The organism is Yersinia sp. Marseille-Q5920, assembly GCF_946902935.1.
Lineage (GTDB): Bacteria > Pseudomonadota > Gammaproteobacteria > Enterobacterales > Enterobacteriaceae > Yersinia > Yersinia rochesterensis.
This window is the reverse complement of sequence record NZ_CAMPQA010000037.1, coordinates 1-534: the sequence shown is the minus strand read 5'-3', so window position 1 is coordinate 534 and position 534 is coordinate 1. Positions and strand designations below refer to the sequence as shown.

Sequence of the window (534 nt, the reverse complement as noted above, 5' to 3'; positions counted from 1 at the left end):
TTGCCGCGTATCACCTCACCGACACTGACTGCCGCAGAATGCAACCGTCTGGAGTTGCCCGATTTAGTGGCGCTGGCCGGTAAGGTGGTTGGTTTTTTATCACCGAAACAGGGGGCGTAAAGCTCGACCCGAAACTGGAAGTTGATGACCTGATGGCGGATATTGCCGCCATTTTTCACTGGCCGCCCTCGGAGCTTTGGGGGTTGAGTCTCACCGAGCTGGTGCGCTGGCGTCATAAAGCCCTGCTACGAAGTGGAGCCGCAAACAATGAGTAAGAGCTTACAGTTACAGGTATTGCTCAAAGCAGTAGACCAAGCTACCCGCCCGTTTAAAGCCATTCAAACCGCCAGTAAATCCCTCACGGGCGATATTCGCAACACCCAAAGCAGCATCAAAGCGCTTGATGCGCAGGCGGCGAAGATTGACGGTTTCCGTAAGGCCAGCGCCCAACTGGCCGTTACCGGGCAGGCGCTGAAAAAAGCCAAAGAAGATGCGGCGGCGCTGGCTATCGCCTTTAAAAACACCGAGAAACCC

Annotated in this window: 1 protein-coding gene and 2 pseudogenes; all 3 read left to right on the top strand. The window is 55.2% G+C overall.

Annotated elements, in window-relative coordinates; translation table 11 throughout:
• Positions 1-120: pseudogene (locus OVO64_RS20455) on the top strand (phage tail assembly protein); the annotation flags it as partial.
• A gap of 32 nt (positions 121-152) precedes the next feature.
• Positions 153-275 carry a GpE family phage tail protein gene (locus tag OVO64_RS20450; RefSeq protein WP_038892727.1) on the top strand — a complete coding sequence of 41 codons (123 nt, stop codon included), beginning with the start codon at positions 153-155 and terminating at the stop codon, positions 273-275.
• A pseudogene (locus OVO64_RS20445) lies at positions 268-534 on the top strand (phage tail tape measure protein); the annotation flags it as partial. The gene OVO64_RS20450 and the pseudogene OVO64_RS20445, both read left to right, overlap by 8 nt.

Bases quoted from the DNA above. Each gene is read 5' to 3' on its own strand.
- OVO64_RS20450 (WP_038892727.1), top strand. From the start codon at position 153: ATGGCGGATATTGCCGCCATTTTTCACTGGCCGCCCTCGGAGCTTTGG.